Annotated in this window: 16 protein-coding genes and 1 riboswitch; of the genes, 4 read left to right on the top strand and 12 right to left on the bottom strand. The window is 68.1% G+C overall.

The window, feature by feature from the left end; translation table 11 throughout:
- Positions 1-215: 215 nt before the first annotated feature.
- Positions 216-956 carry a class I SAM-dependent methyltransferase gene (locus AC0662_RS20565; RefSeq protein WP_452197835.1) on the bottom strand — a complete coding sequence of 247 codons (741 nt, stop codon included), beginning with the start codon at positions 954-956 and terminating at the stop codon, positions 216-218.
- A gap of 98 nt (positions 957-1,054) precedes the next feature.
- Positions 1,055-2,257: a 3,4-dihydroxy-2-butanone-4-phosphate synthase gene (locus AC0662_RS20570; protein WP_452197671.1), complete on the bottom strand. Its 1,203-nt coding sequence runs from the start codon at positions 2,255-2,257 to the stop codon at positions 1,055-1,057.
- A 293-nt stretch (positions 2,258-2,550) separates the two neighbouring features.
- Between AC0662_RS20570 and AC0662_RS20575 the strand changes: the two genes are divergently transcribed.
- Positions 2,551-4,077, top strand: coding sequence for a DUF4185 domain-containing protein (locus AC0662_RS20575; RefSeq protein WP_478302454.1), 1,527 nt, complete (start codon positions 2,551-2,553; stop codon positions 4,075-4,077).
- A complete protein-coding gene (locus AC0662_RS20580; protein ID WP_478302456.1) occupies positions 4,074-5,645 on the top strand; it encodes an RICIN domain-containing protein in 1,572 nt (523 codons plus the stop codon). The genes AC0662_RS20575 and AC0662_RS20580 overlap by 4 nt, the downstream gene beginning before the upstream one ends.
- Here AC0662_RS20580 and AC0662_RS20585 read toward each other — a convergent pair.
- The 3 genes from AC0662_RS20585 to AC0662_RS20595 are packed head-to-tail and all read right to left on the bottom strand — an operon-like array spanning position 5,642 to position 9,448.
- Positions 5,642-6,988 carry a threonine/serine exporter family protein gene (locus AC0662_RS20585; RefSeq protein WP_478302458.1) on the bottom strand — a complete coding sequence of 449 codons (1,347 nt, stop codon included), beginning with the start codon at positions 6,986-6,988 and terminating at the stop codon, positions 5,642-5,644. The genes AC0662_RS20580 and AC0662_RS20585 overlap by 4 nt on opposite strands.
- On the bottom strand, positions 6,989-7,963 hold the full coding sequence (locus tag AC0662_RS20590) for a sugar-binding transcriptional regulator (RefSeq protein ID WP_452197664.1): 975 nt from the start codon (positions 7,961-7,963) through the stop codon (positions 6,989-6,991).
- Positions 7,964-7,996: 33 nt separating this feature from the next.
- Entirely contained in the window at positions 7,997-9,448 is a 1,452-nt protein-coding gene (locus AC0662_RS20595) for an apiosidase-like domain-containing protein (protein WP_478302460.1), read from the bottom strand.
- Positions 9,449-9,495: 47 nt separating this feature from the next.
- Positions 9,496-9,629: riboswitch (FMN riboswitch) on the top strand.
- An 84-nt stretch (positions 9,630-9,713) separates the two neighbouring features.
- On the opposite strand from AC0662_RS20595, the gene ribB reads away from it, so the two are divergent.
- Positions 9,714-10,328 (top strand): 3,4-dihydroxy-2-butanone-4-phosphate synthase, encoded by a 615-nt coding sequence (gene ribB / locus AC0662_RS20600; RefSeq protein WP_452197660.1) that lies wholly within the window; start codon positions 9,714-9,716, stop codon positions 10,326-10,328.
- Here ribB and AC0662_RS20605 read toward each other — a convergent pair.
- The 7 genes from AC0662_RS20605 to AC0662_RS20635 are packed head-to-tail and all read right to left on the bottom strand — an operon-like array spanning position 10,312 to position 17,154.
- A complete protein-coding gene (locus tag AC0662_RS20605; protein ID WP_452197659.1) occupies positions 10,312-11,280 on the bottom strand; it encodes a transketolase family protein in 969 nt (322 codons plus the stop codon). The genes ribB and AC0662_RS20605 overlap by 17 nt on opposite strands.
- Positions 11,277-12,155 (bottom strand): transketolase, encoded by an 879-nt coding sequence (locus AC0662_RS20610; RefSeq protein ID WP_452197657.1) that lies wholly within the window; start codon positions 12,153-12,155, stop codon positions 11,277-11,279. The genes AC0662_RS20605 and AC0662_RS20610 overlap by 4 nt, the downstream gene beginning before the upstream one ends.
- A complete protein-coding gene (locus AC0662_RS20615) occupies positions 12,152-13,147 on the bottom strand; it encodes a sugar phosphate isomerase/epimerase family protein (RefSeq protein WP_478302463.1) in 996 nt (331 codons plus the stop codon). The genes AC0662_RS20610 and AC0662_RS20615 overlap by 4 nt, the downstream gene beginning before the upstream one ends.
- Before the next feature lie 33 nt (positions 13,148-13,180).
- Positions 13,181-14,071: a carbohydrate ABC transporter permease gene (locus AC0662_RS20620; RefSeq protein ID WP_478302465.1), complete on the bottom strand. Its 891-nt coding sequence runs from the start codon at positions 14,069-14,071 to the stop codon at positions 13,181-13,183.
- The gene (locus AC0662_RS20625) at positions 14,068-14,967 is read right to left on the bottom strand and encodes a carbohydrate ABC transporter permease (protein ID WP_452197651.1); all 900 of its coding nucleotides are present in this window, start codon (positions 14,965-14,967) and stop codon (positions 14,068-14,070) included. The genes AC0662_RS20620 and AC0662_RS20625 overlap by 4 nt, the downstream gene beginning before the upstream one ends.
- Positions 14,968-14,971: 4 nt before the next feature.
- Complete coding sequence (locus AC0662_RS20630) at positions 14,972-16,264, bottom strand: ABC transporter substrate-binding protein (protein WP_478302467.1); 1,293 nt, start codon at positions 16,262-16,264, stop codon at positions 14,972-14,974.
- Positions 16,261-17,154 (bottom strand): nucleoside hydrolase, encoded by an 894-nt coding sequence (locus AC0662_RS20635; protein WP_478302469.1) that lies wholly within the window; start codon positions 17,152-17,154, stop codon positions 16,261-16,263. The genes AC0662_RS20630 and AC0662_RS20635 overlap by 4 nt, the downstream gene beginning before the upstream one ends.
- A 117-nt stretch (positions 17,155-17,271) precedes the next feature.
- Here AC0662_RS20635 and AC0662_RS20640 point away from each other — a divergent pair, with 117 nt between their 5' ends.
- The gene (locus tag AC0662_RS20640) at positions 17,272-18,675 is read left to right on the top strand and encodes an FGGY family carbohydrate kinase (RefSeq protein WP_478302471.1); all 1,404 of its coding nucleotides are present in this window, start codon (positions 17,272-17,274) and stop codon (positions 18,673-18,675) included.
- Positions 18,676-18,819 lie beyond the last annotated feature (144 nt).

Here is an 18,819-nt window from a genome sequence, read left to right on the forward strand (position 1 = left end):
GGCCACCCCGGCGATCCGCCGATGTTTCCAGTCGGTAACTCTAGCGGCTCGTGCCCGCCGCGGTCACCCGGAGGTCGCAAACACCAGAAATCGGCGGTACTTCGTCCGTTGCCCACTGCACATACCCGTCCGGGCGCACCACGATCCTCGCCGCGGGGATGTGCGCCGCATTGCCGGCCACGCGGTGAAGGGTTACTCAGGTGGCTAAATTTCTGTCAAGCGCGGGCCGAGACGAGCAGGATCGGTGGGCGGCGGCGGTGGATGGCGAGGTGCGGGTGGGCGGCGACCTGGGCCGGGGTGGGGACGGGTTCGTCGATCAGGTCGAGGTGGAAGCCGTGCCGGCGGAGGGTGGCGACGATCGAGCCGATGGTGCGGTGGTACTTCACGACGCCGTCCACGAACCAGGTCCGCTCGCGGCGGCCCTCGTCGGCGTAGTCGTCAACCACACAGTCGGCGCCCACTCGCGGAGCCGTCATCACCGGATGTTCGATCGTGAACACGAACGCGCCTGGCCAACTCGAACCACGGCCACACGAACCACGCCGACTCGAGCCGCGCCCACTCGAACCAGGCCCACTCGAGGCACGCCCAGGCGAGCCGCGGAGCCAGCGGGCCGCGCGGGCGACCAGGCCGTCGAAATCCTCGACGTAGTGCAGCGCCATGCTGCTGACCACGAGGTCCACGGAAGCCGGCGGGAGGTCGAACGTGGCGAGATCGGCCCGCTGATACCGCACCCGAGGATGCCGAGCCGCCGCCGCCAACATCTGCTCCGACCCATCAACCCCCAGCACCTCACCAACCCCCGCCTCCACAAGCCGAACCCCCAACCCCCCTTCCCCACACCCCAAATCCACCACCCGAACCCCAGCCAACGCTGGAACGTCGCCCGCACCGAGCGCACCGTCCGCGGCGGCCGCGGCCCCCGCGACTGAGAGTTGGCGTAAGGCCGCGTTCATTGCGGGAATTTCCAAAGCGTCGTTGATGCCTTGGCTTGTTCGGCGCAGTTCGCGGTAGCCGCGCAGGAAAGCAGGGTCGTCGTACAGCTCCGCGCCGTTCACAGCGACCGCTCCAGGTCGTGGATGTCGATCATCGGCAGCTCCCAGCGGAGGGCGAACTGTTCCAGGTCGGCAGCGCCAGCCATCACCCCGTCGGCACGCATCACCTCGCAGCAGACGCCCACCGGAGCGAGTCCGGCCGCCTTACACAAAGCAACGGTCGCCTCGGTGTGACCTTGCCGCTCCGCCAGCAACCCAGGCCGAGCCGCCAGCGGAAACACATGCCCAGGCCGCAAGAAGTCACCAGCCACCGCCTCAGGCGAAGCCAACCGCCGAACGGTCGCAGCCCGCTCAATCGCAGACACCCCAGTCCCCCCAGAAGCCGCCAGGTCGACAGGAACATGCATGGCGGTGCCTTGACGGTCCCCGCCGCCCGGGATCGGGCCGATCGCCAACCGCCGGAGTACGTCGGCATCGCACGGAACCGTGGTGTGACCGCAAACCTGGGTGAGCAGGAAACGCATCGCCTCCGGCCGGAAACGCTCACCGGCGAACACGACATCCCCCTCGCCCTCAGCCGTCGGATCCCACACGACGACCCCACCACCGGCCGCGATCTGCGCGACCACCTTCTGTACGCCGGCCTGCCCGCTCAACTGCCCCGCCCACGGCAACTGCGCCACCGCGCGCATCAGCTCGGCCCCCTGCCCGTCCCGCGCCATCCGAACCAACAGGTCGCTCTCGAGATTCACCCGGTCGCCGGCAACGAGCCCACCGAGCTTCGTCTTGGACAACGTGTTCGGCACCAGCACCACGGTGAACCGATCCTTCAACACCTCCGCGACAGTGATGCTCACCCCGTCGACAGCAACCGAGGTCTTGGCCACCAACCGCGCCAGCAACCGCTCCGGCGGCTTGATCCAGACCCGATGCCCGCCGGGCTCAACGTCGACTCGCAACACCTTGCCGACACCCTCGACATGGCCCTGGATCAGATGCCCGTCGATCCGGTCGCCGATCGCCACCGGCAGTTCGACATGCACCGCCATCCCGCCGGCGACCCGATCCAGCGTCGTACGCCGTCGGGTCTCGTCGGTGACCACGACCCGGATCTCGCCGGGGTCACCGGGCTCGGCAGTGAACCTGATCCCGTCCAGGCACACCGCGCCACCGGGCGCGACCGGCACCTCCGACGTCACCCGGAGCAGGTCGCCGGCGACCTCGGCGACGGTGCCTACGTGCTCGATTCGTCCTGTGAACATGCTTCGCTCTCCGCCACTCGATCATGGCCAGGGACCGCCCGGGTGCCCGACGGGGCACCGGAGTCCGAGCTGAAGCGGGGTATCACCGCATGGCCCCGGTAGCACCGGGTCACTCCGCCTTCCGGCAGAGCCGACGGGCCCGGAAGCAGTTCGCTTCCCACCGTCACACCGTGGAATCGCACCACCCGGCAGTAAACCACACGCCACCCGTTGACCCTGCCGACAGCCGCGGTTACGGTGGCGAGCAATCGATTTCTCGACCGGCTCTCTGACCACCGCCCTAGGAGACCCTGATGCGGAAACGATGGTTGCTAGTCCTGCCTGCCCTGATCACAGCGGCCGTGGTGCCCGCCGACCGGTCAACTCCCGCCCAGGCAGCGCCCACTCCCTCGCCGGTGCAACGCGTCGCGAAACTCACCGGCCCGCAGTCGATCAACGACACCGAGGCCCGGTTCGCACTGAAGGCGACCGACCTCGGCATTCTCTGGGACAACGGGTCCGGCGAGATCCTCACCGCGTTCGGCGACAGCTACGGGAGCGGCTGGACCGGGCCGGGCGGCGGCGCCGGCGACCAAGCGACCATCGACTGGCGCTGCAACCTGCTGTTCCGCAGCAAGGACCGCGCGCTGGCCGACGGTATGACGCTCGACTCGGCGGCCGAGGACAAGCCCGGTCACGCCAAGGAGTTCCTGCCCTGCAAGAAGGTCGACCGCGACGAGCACACCGTGATCCCGACCGCCGGAATCTCCGTCGGCCACCGGCAGTATGTGCAGTACATGTCGGTCAACTACTGGGGCCCGGCCGGCAGTTGGTTCACGAACTACTCCGGCTTCGCCTACTCCGACGACAACGGCGAGACCTGGACCAAGGACCCAGAGGCCCGCTGGCAGAACACCAAGGCCTGGGACGACAACTTCCAGATGACGGCGCTGGCCAAGGACAAGGGCTACGTCTACATGGTCGGTACGCCGAACGGCCGGTTCGGCAGCGCGTATCTCGCCAGGGTCCCGGAACGGCAGGTGCTGCAGAAGAAGGCCTGGCGGTACTGGGACGGTCGCACCTGGTCGCCGCAGGAGGCGGCCGCGGTACCGATCGCGGTCGGCCCGGTCGGCGAGGTCTCGGTGCAGTGGAACGCCTACACCGGCAAGTGGCTGATGATGTACCTCGACGAGCACCGCGCCGCGCTCGTCCTGCGCTCGGCCGAGGACCTGACCGGCCCCTGGAGCGGCGAGCAGATCGTTGTCAAGGGCACCGATTATCCGGGCCTCTACGGATCCTTCATGCACCCGTGGTCGTCGGGATCGGACCTCTACTTCACGATGGCGCAGTGGGATCCGTACAACGTGTTCCTGATGCACACCAAGCTCACCGACGACGCCCAGCCGGCCAACCTGATCACCGATCCCGGCTTCGAGGCCCAGACCAGCGGTACGCCGTCCGCGCCCTGGCAACTGAGTGGCACCGGCGGCATCGACCGCACGAACCTCGGCCACAGCGGAACGAACAACGCATTCGTCCGGGACTCGATCGGCACCCACCAGCTCCAGCAGACCGTGGCAGTGCGCCCCAATCACCGTTATCGGCTGTCCGCCTGGATCCGGACCACTGACAACGACTCCGAGACGATGCTCGGGGTCCGAACACTGCGTGGACAAACGATTGCGCAGCAGACCGGCGGCGCCCATCCGCAGTACACGAAGGTCAGCGTCGACTTCGACTCCGGCAAGGAATCGCTGGTCCAGGTGTACGCAGGCTTCTTCGGGCACGGTCAGGATGTCTGGCTGCAACTCGATGACGTGGTGCTGGAGGAGGTCCGATGAAGCGACTACTGCTGGCCCTGCTGATCATCGTCAGCGCCCTGACAGCTCCAACCACAGCCCAAGCGGCCACCGGCCAACTGCTCCGCGACGAGACCGGCCTCTACCCGCGCGCGATCCGCCTCGAGCACAGCGGTACGGCGAACGGGCGGGTACTCGCGAGCGTCGTGACGTTCAGCGGCAACAACGGTCTCGGCGCGATCTACGAGAGCACCACCAACGGCACCAGCTTCACCCAGATCGGAACTGTCGCCGACCCACAAGCCTCAGCGGGCAAGGGCCTGTGCTGCGCGACCCTCTTCGAACTCCCTCAAACAGTCGGCGCCCTACCGGCCGGCACGCTCCTGTGGGCCGCATCGGTCGGCGCCGACGCGCGCCCGATGTCGCTCCGGATCTGGAAGAGCAACGACGTCGGCCGCACCTGGAGCTACCTCTCCAGCTGCGCGACCACAACCACCACCAAGGGACTCTGGGAGCCTGAGTTCTCCGTGTCGGCCGACGGCCATCTCGTCTGCCACTACTCCGACGAGACCGACTCGGCCCACAGCCAGAAGCTGATGGAAGTGCGCAGTACCGACGGTGTCACCTGGACCGACCCGTCGCCCACCGTGTCCAGTCCGACGTTCGGGCACCGTCCCGGCATGCCCGTCGTACGGCGATTGCCGAGCGGGACGTACGTGATGTCGTACGAGATCTGCGGTCTCGGTGGGCAGTACGACTGCGCGGCGCACACCCGCCAATCGACCGACGGCTGGAACTGGGGTTCGCCGTCCGATCTCGGCTTCCGCGCGCAGACGGTCGACGGCAAGTACTTCACCCATGCCCCGACGATCGCCCTGGCGCCGAACGGCAAGCTGCTGCTGATCGGCCAGATCCTGCAGAACGCCGACGGATCCGTCGCCGCCGACAACGGCCGCACCATCCTCACCAACACCGAGGGCGGCAACGGCAACTGGTACGAGCTGCCCGCGCCGGTCGCGGTCACCAACCCCTACAACAACTACTGCCCGAACTACAGTTCGCCGATGCTCGTCTCACCCGATGGCACCAGCGTCCTGGAACTCGCCTCCGACTACGACGGCACGGTCTGCAAGACGTACTTCGCCACCGGGTCCACGATCGGCACCCAGGACGCGGGCGGTCTGACCGATGCGACGTACCGGCTGGTCAGTGCGCAGAGCGCGAACTGCCTCGACGTCTCCGCGGACTCCCGGGAGCCGGGCGGGAACATCCAGCAGTGGACCTGCAACAACCTCGGTCCGCAGAACTTCCAGCTGACGTCCGAGGGCAACGGATTCTTCCGGTTCCGTGGTCAGAACAGCCAGCTCTGCATGGAAGTCGCGAGCAACTCGTCCACCCCCGGTGCGAACGTTCAGCAATGGACCTGCCAGGACGGCGGCTGGCAGCGCTGGAAGGCGGTGAACGTCGGCCGCGGGTACTTCAAGTTCGTCGGCCAGAACAGCAACCTCTGCCTGGACGTCGCCGGCGGCTCGACCGCCCCGGGCGCCAACGTCCAGGTCTGGACCTGCAACGACCTCCAGCCGCAGATCTGGCGGGTCGAGCGGCGTTAGCTCGCGCGGCGCCGGCGGCGGGTGGTTCGTGCAGTACGGCGCCGTACCGGGCGGCGAGGGCCGACGAGGCGGGGACCGGCCAGGCGGTCCTCGAGACGACGCGCCTCGCGGCGGATGGGCTGGGCAACGTACTCGCCGAGGATCAGGCCCGAGGCGAGGGCGACGCCGATCGCGACCGCGGTCGTGAGGCTGACGATGCCGATCAACTGGCCGACGGCCATCAGCTCGTAGAGGCCCTTGTAGATCGTCAGCCCCGGCAGCAGCGGGATCGAGCCCGCGACAACCACGACCAGAGGCGGTACGCCGGTCCGCCGGCCGCTGGAGTAGCCGCCTAACCCTACGACGAAGGCAGCGGCGGCAGTGGACCAGGCCGGACCGAACGAGGCCCTGGTCATCAACGTGAAGACCAGCGAAGCCAGTGCACCCATCAGGGCGACCGGCAACAAAGCGCGCAGCGGTGCGTACGACGCGTAGGCGAACGCGACGGCCATCACCGAGCCGGAGATCACCATGATCGGCAGGTTCGCCAGCTGGATCGTCTGGGGCTCGATTCCGACGTTCATACCGAACTTCAGCCCGAGCGCGAGGCCCAGCGAGACACCGGCGATGATGCCGCCGGTGAGCAGCATGGCCTCGAGACTTCGGGCCGCGGCGGTCACGTAGTACCCGGTGATGGCGTCCTGGACGGCACCGGTGAGGGCGATCCCGGCCAGCAACATGATGATGCCGGCGGCAACGACGAGGGACGGTTTCACCGGCGCGTGCACGGCGTACAGGACGAGCGCGACGGCGGTCGCCACGAAGGCGCCCGCGACCTGCTGGTAGAACGCGGGCAGTCGCTGCCGGTTGAACCAGCGGTTGTTCAGGTCGATCACGACCGCGGTGAGGATCGCCACCGCCGTGATCAGCCAGCCGCCACCGAGCAGCAGCGTCGCGCCACCGGCCATCACGCCCCACGCGAGCACCGCACTCCACCGCGGGTACGGCGGACCCGCGGACGTCAGCCGGGCCAGCTCGCGGGAAGCCTCCTCGCGCGTCACGTCACCGCGGGCGAACCGGCGTACCAGCCGGTCGACGTCGGTCAGCCGGGAGAAGTCCTGCGAGCGGTACCGGACCAGGCGGATGTGTGTCTCGGGGGCGACGTCGGGCGCCTCCTGGTACGAGACGGCCATCGAGGTGAACGTGATGTCGACCTCGCAGCCGCGCAGTCCGCCGGCCGCGGTGACACCGAGGATCGTCGCGGTCGCGTCCGCCGTACCGGCGCCGCTCGACAGCAGCACCTCACCGACCCGCAAGGCCAGGTCGATGGTGGCGTAGACCTCCCGCTGCTCTTCAGGTTCCATCTACTCTTCGAGCAACCGGTGTGCCATGGCCAGGTCGGTGATCAGGATGTTCACCCAGCCACCGAGCAGGGCAGCGCGGATCGCCGAGTGCTTGCGGTCGCCACCCGCCACCCCGATCCGCCGCGGTACCGCCAGCAACTCCTTCGCGGTCACCCCGATGACCCGCTGGTCGAACGTCGAGCGCACTAGCTTTCCCTCTTCGTCGAAGAACCGGAAACACACGTCCCCGACGGCACCGAGTCGGCGCAGTTCGTCCTGGTCCGCCTCCGCGACCGCGTTGCCACTGCGCTGCAGCAGCGGTGAAGGCTCCAGGCTGCCGATCCCGACCAGGGCGTCGGTGAGTTGTCCCCAGGTGCCCAGAACGTCCCGAACGGACACATCGTTCATCATCGCCCGCCGGACGCCCGGCGTCCCGACCAGGCCGGGCGCGGGCAGGTAGACCGGCATCCCGCCGGTCAGCTCGGCGAACCGCGCGGTCAGCCGGGTGGCCTGCATCTGCACCGCGGCGTCGCCCAGACCGCCGACGATCTGGACCACCTTGTCGACCACCGGCACGCTCTTGCGCGGCATCCGGTCGACGGCGCTGATCAGCGTTTCGCTCCAGGACGAGATCCCGACTACGTGCCCGCCGGTGAGCGTCATGTCCAGGTACGCCGCCGCGCCCGAACCGAGCGCGGGCAGCACCTCGTCGCCGATCCCGGCGGTGTCGACGACCACTGCGTCGCGCAGCCCGTACTTGCCCTGCAGTTCGTCCTCGAGGTCGCTGTGCACGCCGCTCGGCATGGTCACCACGGTGTGCACGATGCCGACCTCGACGGCCTGCTTGAGCATCCGGGACACCCGCGCCTGGGACAGGTTCAGCTCGGCGGCGATCTGCGGCTGCCGGATGCCCTTCTCGTGGTACATCCGGGCCACCTTCGCGAGCAGCCGCAGCTCGTCCAGCCCGGGCTGGCGCACCGCGCGGTTGCTGTTCACCGGCTCCCCCTTCACGAGAACGATCAGACTGGACTATAGGCAGATGTAGACCCGCGGCGCGCCACCCGCGTCAGGCAGCGGACTTCCCGGCGTGTCCCGTACGCCGCTCGCGACCACCGAACCGTCCCGTGGGTCGACGATCGTGTAGCCCAGCGGGACGCTGTCGTCGAACACCATCACGGGCCCGCCGGTGTCGCGGTACACGATCAGCATCCCGTTCGCTCCGCGCAGCGCCCGGCCGGAGATCACCCGGGTCCAGTCCGGGACCATGTCCGTCGTCGGCAGGCCGGCGAGGATCTTCCCGAGCAGTCCGACGTACGCCGATCCCTCGAAGCCGACCGCCTCGCGCCAGCCCGCGCCCGGGGCGAGGAAGAACTCCGAGTGGCCCGGCTCCTCGGGGTGCAGGCGCCACTGCCACAGGCTGCCCGCCCCGTAGACGACGCCCATCGTGCCGCCCGCGCACAGGTTGCTCCACGCCTCGTGCCCCTGCCACCAGCCCTCCGCGACCCCGGTCCGGCCGGTGTGCTCGTACGTCGGTTCGCCGTTCGCGACTGCCTTCACGGGCTGGTTGCGCCACATGTCCGCGACCCGCTCGGGCACGTGCTCGCCGGTGTGTCCGGTCTGGCACCACTGGAAGTCCAGCCAGTCGGCGTCCTGATGCGCCGCCGGCCGGATGTGCGGCCGGTAGTGGATGCCTGTCGGTTGCTCGTAGCAGTCCACGGCCTGGACCTCTGCGCCGCCCGCTGCGATCTGCGGCTCGGTGCCCGCGCCATCCGCTCCGACCAGGTAGATCGCCGGCTGAGCGCCGTACCGCGCGACGAGATAGCGGCAGTAGGCGGCGTACTCCTCGGGTGGGACTACCGTGCCGGCGACGTCGAGGCCCTTCCAGCCGAAGCCGTGGAAGACCGGCTGGAGGACCGGGACGATGCCGTGGTCGACGAGGATCCGGAGCAGTACGTCGAGGTACTGGAAGTACTCGGTGTTCGGCTGCAGCAGGTGCCCGTCGGCGAGGTCCTCGAAGCCCACGCCGAAGCCTTCGTCCTGCGTCCGGTCGCGGGGGCCGACGGCGCGCATGTCCGGCTGGACCGACATCAGCAGGACGGCGTTGAACCCCTTCGCCTGTCTGTCGGCGGCGTACTCACGCACTTGGTCGGGGGTGGCACGCCAGGGCAGCGCCCAGGCGGTGTCGGCCACCAGCACCGCGGGCGTGCCGTCCGCGTGCACGAGGCTGCGGCAGCCCGGCGACATCTTCCAGAACCCGTGCGCGTAGAACGGGTTGCTTTCGTCCTCGGCGACCGAAACCTCGAACTCACCGCCCGACCACGTCCACAGACCAGGAAGCGGCGGGGCGAAGCGGACCTTCCGGCCCGCGTCGCCGTCGAGGAAGGTCGGCCGCCGCAGGACGACGCCGGTCTCGTGCGCGAACTCGGCCCACTCGGTGGTGGCGGGCAGCTCGATCTCCCGCCAGACGGATGAGATGGACATGACACTCCCGGGGTGCTGGTTGCCGTTAAGCTGAGGACGAGAAGAACACACGTGCTCTGGGGTCGGTGAAATTCCGAGCCGGCGGTGACAGTCCGCGACCCGTGACTTCGCAAGAAGAAGCGGTTGACCTGGTGGAACTCCGGGACCGACGGTGAAAGTCCGGATGGGAAGACGCACGTGGCAGCCGCACGTTCCCTGACGGGGGACGTGAGGCTTGTCGTTGCCCCGGAGTGCTGGTGATTTCACAGCCGAGAGGACAACGATCGTGAACACCATCACCAGCCTGGACACCATCGAACACGCCGTCGCCGAGCTCGCCGCCGGACGCCCGGTCGTGGTCGTCGACGACGAGGACCGGGAGAACGAAGGCGACCTGACCTTCGCCGCGAGCCTCGCCACACCGGAACTGATGGCGCTGCTCGTCCGCCACACCAGCGGCTACGTCTGCGCGCCCGCCGCACCGGAGGTCCTGGACCAGCTGCGGCTGCCGCTGATGGTCCCCGACAACCAGGACAGCCTGCGGACGGCGTACACCGTGTCGGTGGACGCGGCGACCGGCGTCGGGACCGGGATCTCCGCAGCGGACCGGGCGCGGACCGTCCGGGTGCTGGCCGATCCTTCGGCCCGCCCCACGGACCTGATCCGGCCCGGTCACATCCTGCCGCTGCGCGCCGTCGACGGCGGAGTCCGGCAGCGGCCCGGTCACACCGAGGCCACTGTCGAACTCGTCCGGCTGGCCGGATTGCCGCCGGTCGGCGTGATCGGCGAGCTCATGAACGACGACGGCACGCTGATGACCGGAAGCGACCTGCGCGCGTTCGCCGACGCTCATGGCTTCGCGATGATCTCGATCGCGGATCTCGTCAGCTACCTGACGTGACCAGCTTGCGGGCCGCGTCGGCGATGCCCTCGGGGGACAGGCCGTAGCGGTCCAGCAGGTAGCCGGCCGACCCCGTGGGCGCGAACTCGCCGAACCCGAGGATCGACACCCGCGCCGGATGCTGCTGTACGACGGTCTCGGCGACCGCCCCGCCGAGACCACCGCCCCGCACGGCCTCCTCCGCGGTCACGATGCCGGCCGTCTCCCGCGCGGCCGCGACCACGGCGTCGGTGTCGAGCGGCTGCACCGTCGGCATCGACAGCACGCGCGCCGAGATCCCTTCCTCGGCGAGCCGTTCGGCGGCGGCGAGCGCGCGCCACAGCACGGTCCCGTTGCTGATCACGGTCACGTCGTTGCCCTCGCGGACCGTGACCGCCTTGCCCAGCTGGAACTCGTAGTCCTCCGGATACACCTTCGGCACGCTCATCCGGCTGACCCGGATGAACACCGGCCCCTCCGTCGCGGCCGCCCAGCGCAGCGCCGCCGCGGTCTCGATCGGGTCGGCCGGCACGATGATCCGGATCCCCGCGATCGCCCGCAGCCAGGCGACGTCCTCGATCGAGTGGTGCGTCGGCCCGAGTTCGCCGTACGCGACACCGGGGCTCATGCCGCAGAGCTTCACGTTGGTGTTCGAGTACGCGACGTCGGCCTTGATCTGCTCGAGCGCGCGCCCGGTGAGGAAGCAGGACGCCGCAGACACGAACGGGATCCGGCCGCCGTTCGCCAGCCCGGACGCGACGCCGACCATGTCCTGCTCGGCGATCCCGACGTTGATCAGCCGGTCCGGGAACGCCTTGCGGAAGCTGTTCAGCTTGCTCGACCCGACCGAGTCGTTGACGACACCAACGATCCGGTGATCGGCCTCGGCGAGCTGCGCGAGCGTCTCGACGTACGCGTCCCGGCAGTCGTACCGCGGCTGGTCCGCGATCGAGCGGGTCTCCACCACTGTCATGCCAACTCCTTCAGGGCCTGCTGGTACTCGGACGCGTCCGGCACCCGGTGGTGCCACGCGACGTTGTTGCTCATGAACGAGATCGGGTGGCCCTTGTGCGTGTGCGCGATCACGAACGTCGGCTTCCCGGGCCGGAACGGTACGGCGGACAGCACGTCGAGCAGCTCGCCGTGGTCGTGACCGTTCACCTCGACCACCGCGAACCCGAACGCCGCCGCCTTCTCCGGCAGCGGGTCGAGATCGTTGGTCTCCTTGGTGGTCGCACCCTGCTGCAGCCGGTTCCGGTCGACGATTACGGTCAGCCGGTCCAGCTGGTACTGCGAGGCAGCCATCATCGCCTCCCAGTTCGACCCCTCCTGCAGCTCGCCGTCCCCGACCAGCACGTACGTGCGGCGCAGCGAGACGTCGAGCTTGGCCGACAGGGCGTGCCCGACCGCGACCGGCAGCCCGTGACCGAGCGGGCCGGTGTTGGCCTCGACGCCGGCCACCTTGTTCCGGTTCGGGTGCCCGTTCAGCGCGGACAGCGGTTTGAGGAACGTGGCGAGCTCCTCGACCGGCAGGAACCCGAACGCGGCCAGCGTCGTGTACAGCGCTCCGGCGACGTGCCCCTTACTCAGGATGAACCGGTCCCGCTCGGGGTCGTTCACCGTCTCCGGCGTGATGTCGAGCACCGCGCCGTACAAGGTCGCCAGGATGTCGATCGCGGAGAAGTCGCCACCGATGTGCCCGGCGCCGGCGTGGTGCACCAGCTTGAGGTCCTGGATCCGGATCTGCTTGGCGGCCTCGGCGATGTGCGCGATCTGCTCGGATCGTCCCGCATGCACGGGCAGCCGGCCGAGCACCGGCATCGTCGCATGATCAATGGTCAGCGTCATGCGATCTCTGCCATCGAGCTCAGCAGGACTTTCTGGACCAGCTTCTGGGCGGCCAGCGCGTCGTGCGACGCCTGTGCCGCGGCCAGGGCCTCTTCGTCCAGTACGTCGAGCGCGTGGTAGACCGCCTTCAGGAAGGTGATCGCCTGCTTCGCGGCCTGCACGCTGTCCTCGCGGAACGGGAACTGGTCGAGCTGCCAGACGCCCTCCCAGTTGTTCTTCCGCAGTGTGTGGAAGAACTCGAACGTCTCCACCAGGTGCACCGAGCCGACCACCATGTCGTCATCCCAGCCACGCAGGTTGTCGTTCACGTCGATCGCGAACAGCCGGCCGTAGTCGATCGCCAGCTGCGCCGCGTCGGCCGGCGTCTCCTGGCCGTACAGCGAGTGGCCGAAGTCGAGCAGGATGCCCAGGTTCGGCAGCCCGATCTTCTCGATCCCGAGCAGCGTCCGGGCGACGTTCGGGAAGATGATCTTCACCCGCGGCTCGCGCGGCTTGTACTCGATCACGAAGTTGATGTCCGGGTGCGCGGACACCAGCTCCTTCAACCCGTCCAGCGCCAGGTTCCAGATGTCGTGGTAGTTCACCTGGAACGGGTAGTCCCAGCCGTCCTGCCCCGGCCACAGCTTCACGTACGAACAGCCCAGGTCCTTGGCGAGCTCGGTTGCCTGGTGCAACAGTTCGAGGGCCTGCTTGCGTTTCGCCGGGTTCGGGTTGGTGAGCGACCCCTTGACGAAGTCGCGGGTGTAGATCTCCGGCGTGATCGCGATCGCCTTGAGGTTGTTCCGCTGCAGCGCGGCCTTCACCTCGTCGAGCGTCCCGTCGTACCCGGCGAACGGCCAGTTCAGGTCGACCACCGAGAGGTCGCCGACCGCACCGGCGCGGTCGATCTGCTCGAGCAGGCCGACGGGTTCGCCGTACCCGTCGGTCGCATAGCGGTCCTTGTAGGTGGCGAAGTGCCAGATGCCTGCGCCGAAGACCGGTAGGTCAGTCATGGTTTCCTATCTCCTTGGTGTGGGGCGGTGAGGTCAGCCCTTGAGAGAGCCGGCGGTCAGGCCACCGACAATCCAGCGCTGAAGCAGGGTGTAGGCAATGAGGATCGGCACCACCGCGATCAGGATGCCCGCCGCGAGGCCGGTGTTGTTGTTCGCGAACTGGCCCTGGAAGTTCAGCAGTCCCACCGGGATCGTCTTGTGCGCGTCGGAGTTCAGCAGGATCAGCGCGAACAGGAACTCGTTCCAGGTCGCGACCGCGTCCAGGATCGCCACCGTGACCAGGGCGGGCACGGACAGCGGCAGGATGATCATGAAGAACACCCGCCAGTCGCCGGCGCCGTCCACCTTGGCCGCCTCGATGATCTCGTCCGGGATCTGCCGGAAGAACGACTGCAGCACCAGCACCTCGAACGGGATGCCGAACGCCAGGTACGGCCCGATCAACCCGAAGATGCTGTCGGTCGCACCGGCCGAGCGCATCATGATGAAGACCGGGACGATCGTGATGTAGATCGGGATCGTCAGCCCGAGGAACACCGAGAACATCACCGTCCGGCGGAACTTCATCCGCAGCTTGGCCAGCGCGAACCCGAGCATCGCCGAGACCAGGACGCCGAGCGGCACCTTGATGATCGCCAGCACGGCACTGTTCTTGTACGTCGTGGCGAAGTTGCCGATGTCCCACGCGTCCTTGAAGTTCGACCAGGTCAGCTGAGCGGGCCAGGACAACGGGCCGTTCCCGATGAAGTCGGCGAGCGGACGGACGGCAGTGATCACCAGGAGGGCAAGAGGTGAGATCCAGAAGAGGGCTATGACGGCCAGAACGAGTGTTGTTACCAGGCCTCGACGTCCTTTGGGCCCAGAACTGGTGGAGTTGATGGTTTCCACAGGCAGCTCGACCGGGGCTTGGGCTGTGAGGGTCATGACGCCTCCCTCGTCTGGGAGCGGACGTACGGGATGCCGACGGCGATGGCCACCAGCGTGATCACGACGGCGATCGCGGTGCCGTAGCCGGCCTGGTAGTACTGGAAGACGTTGAAGTACATCCATGTCCCCATCACCTGCGTCGACGTACCGGGGCCGCCGTACGTCATCGCGTAGATCATGTCGAAGACCTTGAACGAGTCGATCAGGGACAGCGCGAGCACGATGTAGTGCGCGGGCCGCAGGCTCGGCATCGTCACGTGCCAGAACTGCTGCCACTTGGTCGCGCCGTCGACCGTCGCGGCTTCGTAGAGCTCCCGAGGGATGCCCTGCAGCGCGGCCAGGTACAGCAGCATCGGGAAGCCGGTCCGCAACCAGATCGCCGGCACCATCACGGCCCACAACGCGGTCGAGTCCTGCCCGAGCCACGCCTGCGCCAGCCCGTCGAGCCCGATCATCCGCAGGAACGAGTTGATCGCGCCGTACTGCGGGTTGTAGAGCCAGCCCCAGATACTCGCGATGGACACCAGCGGCAGCACCGCGGGCGTGTAGAAGACCAGCCGGAGGATCGGTTTGCCGTGCACCTTGCCGTTCAGCGCGATCGCCAGCAGCAGACCGATCACGGTCGGGACGGCGATCGTCACCACGGTCCAGATCAGGTTGTTCCGGACCGCGGTCACCACGACCGGGTCACTGGGCAGCTTGAAGTAGTTGTCCAGCCCGACGAACTTGTACGTCGCGCTCAGGCCGTCCCAGTTGGTCAGGCTGAACCACAGTGACGACAACGCCGGGTACACCAGGAACGCGACGTACACCGCCAGTGCGGGGATGGCGAACAACCAGGGGGACCAACGGCCTCCACGTTTCGGCTTGGCTACTGCGACTGTCGTGGCCATGCGCTCAGCTCTTCGCCCAGGCGGAGACGATCTCCTGCATCTTCTTCGCCGCCGCGTCTGGGGCGACCTTGCTCTGCAGCAGGTCGCTCTGCACGCTGAAGTACTGGTCGGCCTGCTTCTTCGGGAACGCCTGGTCCTGGATCGTGTAGAACGGGTTGCTGCCGTACTTCTGCGACCACTCCGCCGACAGCGGCAGCGCCTTCGGGTCCGGCTCGGCGCCCTTCACGGTCGAGGCGGTGATGTTCATCGCCTTCTGACTCGCGGGCTGGACGATGAAGTCGATCAGCGCGGCCGCCTTGTCGGCGTTCCCGGTCTTGGCGTTGATCATGTACCCCTCGACGAAGCCCGAGTGCCGCGCGGGGGACTTGTCGGTCGGCAGCTCGAAGTTCCCGAAGCCGGACGGGCTCTTCTTCGCCGACAGGATCGCGCCGGCCTCGGTCCACTGCCCGGCGATCGTGTACGCCGTCTTGCCCTGCACGTACCACGGCTCGACGTCGGACGGGTCCAGACCGAGAGCACCCTGCGGCAGCCACTTCTTGTCCTGCCATTTCTTGAACAGCGTGAACGCCTCGACCACCTCGGGCCGGTCCCAGCTCTCGTCACCGGTCAGCAGCTTGTCGTGCAGGTCCGGCCCGGCGGTGTGCTCGAGCAGGTACTCGAACAGCCGCATGATGTCCCAGCCGTACTTGCCTCCGAGTCCACACGGCGTGACACCGACAGCCACCAGTTTGTCGTTCACGGCCTCGAGCTCGGCGTACGTCGTGGGCGGCGCGCTGACCCCCGCCTTGGCGAACAGCGACTTGTTGTACCAGGCCCCCAACCCGAGCTGCACGAACGGTACGCCGGACTTCACGTCGTCGAACGTCATCCCGGCGATCGCCGTGGTGTTGAGCTTCGACTCCCAGCCGTACTTGGAGTAGTACGGCGAGAGGTCGAGCGCCTGCTTCGCCTTCGCGAACGGGCTGCCGATCTGCCCGCCCCAGATCCGCCAGACGTCCGGGCCCTTGCCACCGAGCAGCTCGGTGCGCAGCTTGTCCGGGTACACGGCGGCCCCCGAACCGGGCAGGCTGTCGACCGTGGTCGTCGTACCGTTGGCCTCGTCGAACTTCTTCACCTGCGCCTTCAGCAGGCCGATCGTCGAGTCGTCCTCGTAGGTGAACAGGCGCAGATTGTTCGATGCCGCCTGAGTGGCTCCCCCGCCGGTCGAAGTACCACCGCCGGTGCAGGCGGACAGACCGGCGCCGAGCGCGGCGGCGGACGTGAGGCCGAGGAATCCCCGGCGGCTGAACGAACTCATGTGTTGCTCCTTTGGCGGGCGAAGCGGCGGATCTTGGCGAACATGTCCTCCAGCAGGAAGCGCACGTCGACCTGCTCGCAGACCTGGATGGGGTTGTCGGTGCCGGGCAGGTACCACCCGTCGACACCGAAACGCGGCGCCGGACGGGTCCGGAAGTTGCCGCTGTGCGGGTAGAGCATCAAGGAGATGGCCGGCGAGTCCCCGAGGGAGCGGGACTCGATGGGCTCGCCGTGGTACGTCGCGTTCCACTCGATCAACTGCTCGATCAGGTACTTGCCGAGCGGACCGGCGTCGCCGATCTTCTCCTCGAGCTCGGCGTAACTGACCGAAACCTTGGTGTAGACGTCACTGGGGACCTGCCAGACGGTGATCCCGGAGCCGAACACGACATTGGCGGCGTGGACGTCGTTGGACAGGTTGAACTCCATCCGGTGGTCGGCCGCGTAGCCGTTGTAGCCGCGACCGCCGATCCAGACCACAATCACGTTCCGGTGCGCCAGCTCGGGGTCCAGCAGGAGCGCCGACGCCATGTCGGTGAGCGGGCCGAGGAACGACACGAACAGCGGGTCGTTATCGCCGGCCAGCTTCGACTCGTCGATGATCAGCCGCGCGCCGGGTGAGTCCAGCGGGGTCTGTTCGTCCGGGATGCCGGTGGCGGCGCCGTTCGCGACGGTGACCTTCCCGGTCAGGTCGAGCAGGTCCAGGAGCAGATCGATCTCCTCGCGGGATTCCTCCATACTCCGGTTCGACCGGTGGGTGCCGAAGTGCGCGGGGATCAGGCCGCGGACGTCGAAGGTCGGCGACAACAGCCCGTGGACGATCGCGAACTGATCGTCCGCCTCGTTCTTGGCATCGGTGTTGATGATCACCCGGCGTCTGCTCGGCTTCACGCGGCTCTCCTCCGGTCCTTCGGACGAATAGATATTCAGTAGTGCATAGCCTGTCGCCCTGAGTGTCGCCACGGCGCTACAGTCCCGTCAAGAGTTCGGTTGAAACTTGGAGGGCGAATGGTCCAGGCGGTACTGGCGATCGACCAAGGCACGACGAACTCCAAGGCGGTGCTGGTGGGCGCCGACGGGAGCGTGCTGGCGACCGGCTCGGCGCCGGTCGGGTTGTCCACACCGCGGCCCGGCTGGGTCGAACAGGACGCCGAAGATCTGTGGCAGAGCGTGTTGCGGGCCATCTCGGCCTGCCGCGCCCCTGACATCGATGTCGTGGGCATTGCGCTGTCCACGCAACGTGAGTCCGTCGTCGGGTGGGACCGCAGCGGTCAACCGGTCGGACCGGTGCTCGGCTGGCAGGACGTCCGGACGAGCGAGTGGTGCGACCAGCTCCCACCGAGTGTCGACGACCTAGCACGCCGCCGAACCGGACTGCGAGTCGATGCGATGTTCTCGGCGCCGAAGATGCGCTGGCTCCTGGACCACTCCTCCGACGCACTGGTCGGGACGGTCGATGCCTGGCTGATCCATCGCCTGACTGGTTGCCGTGAGCACCTGACCGAGGCGGGCAACGCCTCTCGCACCTTGCTCTACGACACGGTCGAGCTGGGCTGGTCAGACGAGCTGCTGGACGCGTTCGGCGTACCGCGGTCCGCCTTGGCCGACGTGCGTGCCTCCAACGCCGGATTCGGTGTCACACAAGGCGTTCCGGGGCTGCGCGACGGGCTTCCGATCGTCACCGTACTCGCGGATTCGCATGCGGCGATGTACGGGCAAGGATGTACCCAGGCGGGGATGGTGAAGGCGACGTACGGGACCGGGTCGTCGGTGATGACGCCGGTGGACGGGTTCGTCGCGAGCGGCTGCACCCTTGCCTGGTTGACGGATCGGCCGGTCTACGCACTCGAGGGGAACATCGTTTCGTCGGGCGCGGCGCTGGTGTGGACGGCGACGATGCTCGGACTGCCCGATGTCGGCGCCTTGGTCGAACTGGCCGCGAGCGTGCCGTCGGCGGACGGCGTCGTACTCGTGCCGGCGTTCGCGGGGCTGGGCGCGCCGCACTGGGATCGCGAGGCGCGGGCGGCGCTCACCGGGATGAGCAGCTCGACGACCCGGGCGCACATCGCACGGGCTGCGGTCGACGCGGTCGCGCATCAGATCTGCGACATCGCCGACACGATCCCCGGATCACTGGGCAGTCTGCGCGCCGATGGCGGGGCGACGGTGTCCGGGCTCCTGATGCAGACGCAGGCGGATCTGCTCGGAGCGCCGGTACAGGCCGCTGAGGTCGCCGAGGTGTCGGCGCTCGGCGCGGCCGAACTGGCGTGGACGACGCTTGGCGAAACGACCGGCTGGGCCCAGAAACGGACGAGTCGCAGCTTCGATCCCAGCCTCGACGACACCGAGCGTGCTCGGCGCCGGGCCGAGTGGGCGACCGCCGTCGCAGGGGTGCGCGTCCGGCCGGCTTGATCCAGAACAGCGCGAGCTTGGCGCGGCGCGCCATCACCCGCTCGCGGTACCACGGTGGCCAGACCGTGCGGAGATCGCTTTCCGTTGCAGGTTGACTGGTTGTGATGCCGCACCTAAGCTTCCCGTCACAGGCTTGGAAAGCCC

This window comes from Kribbella sp. NPDC043289, from assembly GCF_056436705.1.